Source organism: Pseudomonas sp. fls2-241-TYG-175 (genome assembly GCF_030209155.1).
Taxonomy (GTDB): domain Bacteria; phylum Pseudomonadota; class Gammaproteobacteria; order Pseudomonadales; family Pseudomonadaceae; genus Aquipseudomonas; species Aquipseudomonas viridiflava.
Map to the genome: position 1 here is coordinate 41,070 of NZ_JARVSO010000032.1, position 7,913 is coordinate 48,982.

Annotated in this window: 7 protein-coding genes; 1 reads left to right on the top strand and 6 read right to left on the bottom strand. The window is 61.1% G+C overall.

The features are described 5' to 3' along the window. Nucleotides 1-102 precede the first annotated feature (102 nt). The 6 genes from QRN20_RS20735 to QRN20_RS20760 form a co-directional block, all read right to left on the bottom strand. On the bottom strand, nucleotides 103-1,347 hold the full coding sequence (locus QRN20_RS20735) for a heme biosynthesis protein HemY (RefSeq protein ID WP_122510396.1): 1,245 nt from the start codon (nucleotides 1,345-1,347) through the stop codon (nucleotides 103-105). Further along, nucleotides 1,344-2,462, bottom strand: a complete 1,119-nt coding sequence (locus QRN20_RS20740) for a uroporphyrinogen-III C-methyltransferase (protein ID WP_162876929.1) — start codon at nucleotides 2,460-2,462, stop codon at nucleotides 1,344-1,346. The genes QRN20_RS20735 and QRN20_RS20740 overlap by 4 nt, the downstream gene beginning before the upstream one ends. Before the next feature lie 51 nt (nucleotides 2,463-2,513). After that, nucleotides 2,514-3,290 carry a uroporphyrinogen-III synthase gene (locus QRN20_RS20745; RefSeq protein WP_122427943.1) on the bottom strand — a complete coding sequence of 259 codons (777 nt, stop codon included), beginning with the start codon at nucleotides 3,288-3,290 and terminating at the stop codon, nucleotides 2,514-2,516. Further along, a complete protein-coding gene (gene hemC, locus QRN20_RS20750) occupies nucleotides 3,287-4,228 on the bottom strand; it encodes a hydroxymethylbilane synthase (protein ID WP_025996737.1) in 942 nt (313 codons plus the stop codon). Before hemC ends, QRN20_RS20745 begins: the two co-directional genes overlap by 4 nt. Nucleotides 4,229-4,461: 233 nt before the next feature. Next, on the bottom strand, nucleotides 4,462-5,208 hold the full coding sequence (locus QRN20_RS20755; RefSeq protein ID WP_004886893.1) for a LytR/AlgR family response regulator transcription factor: 747 nt from the start codon (nucleotides 5,206-5,208) through the stop codon (nucleotides 4,462-4,464). Then, a complete protein-coding gene (locus QRN20_RS20760; protein ID WP_069142682.1) occupies nucleotides 5,205-6,287 on the bottom strand; it encodes a sensor histidine kinase in 1,083 nt (360 codons plus the stop codon). The genes QRN20_RS20755 and QRN20_RS20760 overlap by 4 nt, the downstream gene beginning before the upstream one ends. Nucleotides 6,288-6,421: 134 nt before the next feature. Here QRN20_RS20760 and argH point away from each other — a divergent pair, with 134 nt between their 5' ends. Continuing rightward, nucleotides 6,422-7,816, top strand: coding sequence for an argininosuccinate lyase (argH, locus tag QRN20_RS20765; RefSeq protein WP_025996739.1), 1,395 nt, complete (start codon nucleotides 6,422-6,424; stop codon nucleotides 7,814-7,816). The last annotated feature ends 97 nt before the right edge of the window (nucleotides 7,817-7,913 follow it).

Sequence of the window (7,913 nt, forward strand, 5' to 3'; positions counted from 1 at the left end):
GAGTTGGCGTAGGAATGTTCGTACTTTGCACAGACGGGTTTTGAACGTTGGCATTTGCATGCATGAGCCCCGCTTTCTGCCAAGGCTCATGCATGTGCAACATCAGACGCCGCTGAGCGCGGGTAACGGCCTTGTCAGAAGTCGCTCGTCGAGCAGGCCCAGCCCTTCCTGAAAGAGCTGGTTGCTGCGATCCGTTTCACCCAGTTGAGCAAGCAACCGCGCCAGCTCGGCGCAGGTTTCCGGGTTACGCTCCAGACGCAGGCTGCTTTCCAGATAGTCGCGAGCCTTGCCCCAAAGCCGGCTTTGCAGGCAGATACGACCCAGGCTCAACAGCAGGCTCGGATCGCTCGGATGGTGCTTGAGCCAACCTTCTGCGGTCTGCAGCTGCTTAGCCGGATTACCGCCACGTACCAGCCCGTACAACCGGGCCAGATGGCTGCTGTAGTCGCGCTTGAGGGCAGAGCGCAGCACTTCTTCAGCCTGCGCCTCGGCACCGAGACGACGCAACTGATCGGCATACGCCAGTATCAGTTGCGGCTCCTGACGTTGTGCAGAGGACAGACCTTGCCAGGCTTTTTCAAGCGAAGGCAGACCCGTCAACGAGCCCTCGCCTTCTTCACGGTAGGCCGCCAGCGTAAGGTTTTCCCCCCAGGCACGACGTTCCAACTCAGCGAGTTCACGAGGCGGTAATACCTTATCCTTGCGAAGCTCCGGCATCAGACGAATCAACGCAGACCAGTCACCGCGCTGCTGGTACAGCCGCTGCAACTGGCGTAGCACCTGAGGATTATGCGGGTGACGCTCGTGCATGGCCTGCAGCGTGGTCAATGCACCATCGGTGTCCCCACGATCCTGTTGCAACTGCGCGTGGTTCAGGGCAATCGCCAGTTCCGCCTGCGGCTGGCGAGTCAGTGCGCGCTCAAGCAGATTGTCACAATCTTCATAACGACCCTGCTCGTTGGCCGCTCGCGCAGCGCCGATGTAGTACAACAGTGGATGAGCGTCGGCCTCGGCGGCACGGTGCAGATGACGTTGTGCACTGGACCAGCGACCCTCGGCAAGGTCCATCTGGCCCTGCTCGATTGCGATCTGGACACGGCGGCGGCGATTGCGACGCGACCATGGGTTGACCAGACCGCCCGATGTGGTCAGCAGGTTGATGACCAGACGGATGAGCAGGATCACCAGCAGGAAGGCGACCAGCAGCGCCAGCGTCGCCCACAGGCTCGATTCATAACGGAAGTTCTGGTACGCGATCAGGACGTACCCGGAATGCTCGGCGATGGCGACACCGATCAGCGCCGCAGCAGCGATGGCGATGAACAGCAGTACATAGAATCGCTTCATGGGCTGGTCCCTCGCATCGCCTCGGCAGGCTGGCCTGACGCGTGACGACGCTCCAGATACGCCTGCACGGCGCTCAGGCTCGGCGCCAGATCAGGTGTCTTGACGGCCACCGGCTGCGCGGCGACGGCATCCAGACGCGCGCCCAGCAGTTTGCCTTGCGGGTCGTCCTGATTGAAGTTGGATTGCAGCACGCTCTTGGCCTCGGCCAGCGCACGGGAATACACCTCGGGCTCGCCATTGAGCGCGGCCCACTGCGCCTGTTCGAGTGCCAGACTCAGGGCCAGACGGACCTGGGCAAGGCTCTGTCCGGCCAGAACCGGACGAATGTCCTTGTCAGCGTTGAAATCGATACGGAAGTAATGGGAAAGCTGCGCCCACCAGCGCGACCATGTGCTGTCTTCACTGGCATCGGTCAGGCCCGGCAGGGTATCGCCCTTGTCTTCATATTCCGGCGCCAGCTTGTTGAGCTGTACCGCCTGATCACGCAGTGCGGCCAGTTGCAGGAACAGCCCGGTACGGTCCGGCTGCTCAAGACTGCGCAGGGCGCCGAGGCTTTTGGCAAGCTGTTCGCGTGCGGCAAACGAGCCCGGATCGTCCTGCTCGCGCAGGATTTCGTCGGCACCCTGCACCAGGGCCTCGGCACTGTTGATGTCCTGCAGCGCGGAAAGACGCAGGCTGGCCAGACGCAGCAAGTGCTCGGCCTCGGCCAGACGCCAGTCTTTGCGGCTGGCACCAAGGACTGTTTCCAGACGCTGGCTCAGACGCTGCTGGTCGCCCTGCAACTGCGCCACCAGACGGCGGCTGTCTTCAAGCTGATCGGCCGGCGGAAACTGCGCTAGACGCGCTGTCAGTTGCTGGTCACTCTGGGCCAGCGCCAGCGTCTGCTCGGCGATGTCCTGAACCTCACCGCGCTGCTGCTGATGCCCGGCCTGCAACATGCGCAGTTGCCAAACGCCCCAGCCTGCAACGGCCACGCCTGCAATACCCAGCAAGAGGGCCAGGATCACCAGGCCGCTGCTGCGATTGCCCGAACGCTCGGGGCGCACAGGTTCAGGGGTGGAGGCCGGTGTTTTGACTACCGATTCATCGTCTTTAGGCAAGGCAGTTTCGCTCACGTATCCCATCCTTTGCATGTTGGCGTAATAGCGTAAACGACAGAGAGTCGATCAATACGCCTCGACGGCAGGCTGAGGTCGATCCCGCAACGCTGCCAGCAGTGCCCCGGCGTTCGCGCCGTGGCAATCAATCACATTCAGAGCCCCGGCAGCACGAGCCATCTCGGCCACCCGGGGACTGGGTACAAACAACGGCAGACCTGCCAGATCCGGCCAGCGCTCACCTGCCAGCGCGAGCAGATGTTCAAAACCCTGCCCACTGCTGACCACCAGCCCGTTCAAGCGTTCCAACTCGACACGTTGCGGCAGTGCCGAGGCAGGGTACTGTGGCAGATAACGACGGTACAGCGGCAGGTAATCGACTGTCACACCCTGTTCGCGCAAACGCTCGGCCAACAGCTCGCGTCCCTCGTCACCCCGCATGATCAGCACACGACTGCCCGGAACGGCAATCGCCGCCTGCAATCGCGGCAGATCCAGCAGGGCTTCGCTGTCATCGCCCTGCTCGGGCCAACTGACATCCAGACCATAGTCGATCAGTATCTGCCCGGTCGCGGCGCCGACACTGAACCAGGGCTGAATAGGCGGCTGGGGCCAGACCTCATCGATCAGTTCGATGGCCAGACGGGCAGCCGGCTTGCTGACCACAATGACGGCGCAGTAATTGAGCAGCTCGAAAATGATCGAGTGCTGGGCAGGCGTCAACGGCAGCGGTTCGGTTTCAAGCAGAGGCAGGCTGCTGCTGAAGATACCGGCGTCGGCCAACGTACTGGCCAGCGCCGCCGATTCCTCGGCAGGACGGGTCAGCAGCAGACGCCAGCTGCTCATTCGTCTGCAGCCTCGCCGTAGACGGCCTTGAGGATTTTTGCCGCCCCCTGGGCCAGAAGCGCTTCGGCAACCTCGACACCCAACGCCTGCGCCGCAGTCTGTGGGGCACGGGCTTCTGCGCGCAGCAGCAAGCTACCGGAAGGATCTCCGACCATCCCACGCAACCAGACCTGATCGTCTTCAAGCACGGCGTAGCAGGCAATCGGCACCTGGCAGCCGCCATTGAGATGCTTATTCAGCGCGCGCTCGGCAATCACGCGCACGGCAGTGTCTTCGTGATGCAAGGGCGCAAGCAGCGCATGAATCTGCGCATCGACACTGCGGCATTCGATGCCTACCGCGCCCTGGCCGCCGGCAGGAAGACTGTCTTCAACGCTGATCGCCGAGGTGATGCGGTCCTCGAACCCGAGGCGGATCAGACCGGCCGCGGCCAGAATGATCGCGTCGTATTCGCCCGAGTCCAGCTTGGCCAGACGCGTATTGACGTTGCCGCGCAGGAAGTGAATCGTCAGGTCGGGACGACGCGCCAGCAACTGGGACTGGCGACGCAGACTGGACGTCCCGACGATGCTGCCGGCAGGCAGATCTTCCAGACTGGCAAAGGTGTTGGACACGAACGCATCGCGGGCGTCTTCGCGCTCGCAGATGCAGAACAGCCCGAGGCCGTCCGGGAAGTCCATTGGCACGTCTTTCATCGAGTGCACGGCGATGTCCGCCTCATTTTCGAGAAGCGCTGTTTCGAGCTCCTTGACGAACAGCCCCTTGCCACCGATTTTCGACAACGGCGAGTCCAGCAGCTTGTCGCCACGACTGACCATTGGCACCAGCGTCACGACCAGGCCGGGATGGGCTTTCTCCAGACGTGCTTTGACATATTCGGCCTGCCAGAGGGCCAACGCGCTCTTGCGGGTAGCGATGCGGATTTCGCGAGAAGACATTGAACGATCCGTACTGGGTAGATGCGACGGATAATAACAGCTCAGCCGGACAGCTTCAGCGTTGACCGAAAACGAGTTTCAGCCCGCCTGCAGGTATCAGAACCACAGACTGGGCTCAATGAAAATGGGAGGTGGATTGTTCGCGTAGAACCGGAAAACCCAAGGTCTGGAATCTGTATTCAGCGCCAGGACCATGGCTCGGTTTTCGCGAGCAAACCCGTGCAACGGAGTTTCTACAGCGTTTGCATCATTTTACGTACACCCGCCACATGACGACGGCTGACGATCAGGGCATCACCACCCAGCCCTCTGAGGAACAGCTGAAAGTGCCCCAGCGGCGTACGTTGCAGGCGTTCGATCCGCTCCCGCGCCACCAGTGCATTGCGATGGATACGCACGAATCGATCACCGAATTCGTCTTCCAGCGCCTTGAGTGGCTCGTCCAGAAGCACTTCGCCGCCCTCGTGACGCAGGGTCACGTATTTATGGTCAGCGATGAAATAGATCACCTGGTCCAACGGAATCAGTTCGATACCTTTGCGGGTACGCGCGCTGATGTGGGTCCGCGGGCCATTTCCGCTTTCGGCTGCGGGTCGGGTCATGGCGGCCAGTTGCACGCGATTGGGCCGCTCGGCCTTCCTCAGAGCCTCGATAAGATGCTCTGGACGCACAGGTTTTACCAGGTAACCGACAGCGCTGACCTGGAACGCATCCAGCGCGAACTCGTCGTGTGCGGTGCAGAAAACCACGGCGGGAGGCGCTTCGCGCTCGCACAGTCTGGCGGCGACCTGCAAGCCGTCCATACCCGGCATACGGATGTCCAGCAGCACGACATCCGGCTTGAGATTATCGATCAGCGCCAATGCTTCATCACCATTTGTGGCGCTGGGTTCCAGTACCCTGTAACCCTCGAGTTCGCCGACCAATCGGCTCAGTCGCTCGCGGGCCAGGGGTTCGTCATCAACGATCAGGACATTCATATAGCTCTGGCTTCCTGCGTGAGTCTCGCACAAGGATAGCGTAGACAGGTGTAGTGACGACCGTCACGGCGCTCCACGCTCAGACTGGCGTACGGGCCAAAAAGTGCCGTAATGCGCGCACCGATATTCGTCAGGGCCTGTTGAGTACCGTTGGAAGTCTGCCGAGTGGCAACTTCTTCATAGGGATTGCTGACACGCAATATGAACTCTCCCTCTCTATAGTCTGCTTCGACTGTTACTACACCCCCTTCGACTCGCGGGGCAATGCCATAGATCAAAGCGTTTTCAAGTAATGGCTGCAAGGTTAGCTGGGGAATCGGCAAGTCATCAGGAATTGCGCTCACCCTCCAGTCCAACTGTAGACGCTCGCCGAGACGATATTGCTCAATCGATAAATATCGTTTTGCCAAAGCCAGCTCCTCGCTCCACGTCACAAGGCTGCCGGGCTTGGCCAGACTGGCGCGAAAAAGGTCGGAAAGATCCAGCACCGCCTGCTCGGCCTTGACCGGATTGCTGGCCACCAGGCTCGCGATGCTGTTGAGCGTATTGAACAGAAAGTGCGGCCGGATACGTGCCTGCAACGATTCGATCCTGGCCTGAAGCTCGCCCTGCTGCTGCTTGCGCCACTGACTCTGCAGATAAAAGTAGCGCAACATCAGGGCAGACATGATCAGCGCAATCATCGAATAGCGAATGTACCGATCCACCATGCCGCCCACCGTGATCCTGCCGGTGAGCTGACACACGTCGGTGACCGCCGTGCACAGCAGCGTCAGACCGACCACCAACAGACAACCGAGCAGACCCGCAAGTCCCGGCGAGAGACGGGCCAGCCAGGGTCGCAGGCCGCAGAGCAGCGCGGCTGACAGCAGCACGATCCATTGCACGAACAGCGACATCAGTGCCAGCCGCACCCAATCGAACCCCGTGCGCATCGGCTCGACCAGCACCAGAACCACTACCAGCAGCTCTGCCAGTACCACAAGCACGAGCAGCGCCTGCGGCAGGCACAGTTCGGGGAGGAAGAATTCTTTGCCGGGAGCACGCCCGGTGTCACGCTTTACAGGATGATCTCGCATCGGCTCAGTCTCGGCTCTGGCAGGGCCAGCGGCAAGCCATCCGGAAATAAAAAAGTATCAACCCTGTTATCATCGCAACCGCCTTTGTGCCACGTATCGGGCACGCCACTTTCCGTAGAGCAACGAGCGAATCCATGAGCACCGACAAGACCAATCAGTCCTGGGGCGGCCGCTTCAGTGAACCCGTCGACGCGTTCGTCGCGCGCTTCACTGCCTCCGTCACCTTCGACCAGCGCCTGTATCGCCACGACATCATGGGCTCGATCGCCCACGCCACGATGCTGGCCAAGGTAGGCGTTCTGACTGACGCCGAGCGCGACACGATCATCGATGGGCTGAAGACCATTCAGACCGAGATCGAGGCAGGGACTTTCGACTGGCGCGTCGACCTGGAAGACGTGCACATGAACATCGAAGCGCGCCTGACCGACCGCATCGGCATCACCGGCAAGAAACTGCACACCGGTCGCAGCCGCAACGATCAGGTGGCTACGGACATTCGCCTGTGGCTGCGTGACGAAATCGACCTGATCCTGAGCGAGATCACTCGCCTGCAGCAGGGCCTGCTGGGTCAGGCCGAGCGTGAAGCCGACACCATCATGCCGGGCTTTACCCATTTGCAGACCGCACAGCCGGTCACGTTCGGTCACCATATGCTGGCCTGGTTCGAAATGCTCAGCCGTGACTACGAACGTCTGGTTGATTGCCGCAAGCGTCTGAACCGCATGCCGCTGGGCAGCGCTGCGCTGGCAGGCACCACCTACCCGATCGACCGTGAGCTGACCTGCAAGCTGCTGGGTTTCGATGCTGTGGGCGGCAACTCGCTGGACGGCGTGTCGGATCGCGACTTCGCCATCGAATTCTGTGCTGCAGCTTCCGTGGCGATGATGCACCTGTCGCGTTTCTCCGAAGAGCTGGTGCTGTGGACCAGCGCGCAATTCCAGTTCATCGACTTGCCGGATCGTTTCTGCACTGGCAGCTCGATCATGCCGCAGAAGAAGAATCCGGATGTTCCAGAACTGGTACGTGGCAAGAGCGGCCGCGTATTTGGCGCGCTGATGGGCCTGCTGACCCTGATGAAAGGCCAGCCTCTGGCCTACAACAAGGACAATCAGGAAGACAAGGAGCCGCTGTTCGACGCAGCCGACACCTTGCGCGACTCGCTGCGTGCGTTTGCCGACATGATCCCCGCCATCAAGCCGAAGCACGCCATCATGCGCGAAGCGGCCCTGCGCGGCTTCTCGACCGCAACCGACCTGGCCGACTACCTGGTGCGCCGTGGCCTGCCGTTCCGTGATTGCCACGAAATCGTTGGCCACGCCGTGAAGTATGGCGTCGAGACCGGCAAGGATCTGGCTGAAATGAGCCTGGACGAACTGCGTCAGTTCAGCGATCAGATCGAACAGGACGTGTTCGCCGTACTGACCCTGGAAGGCTCGGTGAATGCACGCGACCACATCGGCGGCACCGCTCCCGGACAGGTCCGCGCGGCGGTGGTTCGCGGACAGGAGCTGCTGGCGGGTCGTTGATAGCTGATCAAGGCCATGCTCTGCGCTCATCGTTATACACAAGTCCGCAAGACGCGCAAAACGGGGGCCTAAACGAAAGTGACTGACTGAATGCATA

Coding starts and splice junctions, on each gene's coding strand:
- QRN20_RS20760 (WP_069142682.1), bottom strand. CDS start 6,287: ATGCGAGATCATCCTGTAAAGCGTGACACCGGGCGTGCTCCCGGCAAA.
- argH (WP_025996739.1), top strand. CDS start 6,422: ATGAGCACCGACAAGACCAATCAGTCCTGGGGCGGCCGCTTCAGTGAA.
- QRN20_RS20755 (WP_004886893.1), bottom strand. CDS start 5,208: ATGAATGTCCTGATCGTTGATGACGAACCCCTGGCCCGCGAGCGACTG.
- QRN20_RS20735 (WP_122510396.1), bottom strand. CDS start 1,347: ATGAAGCGATTCTATGTACTGCTGTTCATCGCCATCGCTGCTGCGGCG.
- hemC (WP_025996737.1), bottom strand. CDS start 4,228: ATGTCTTCTCGCGAAATCCGCATCGCTACCCGCAAGAGCGCGTTGGCC.
- QRN20_RS20745 (WP_122427943.1), bottom strand. CDS start 3,290: ATGAGCAGCTGGCGTCTGCTGCTGACCCGTCCTGCCGAGGAATCGGCG.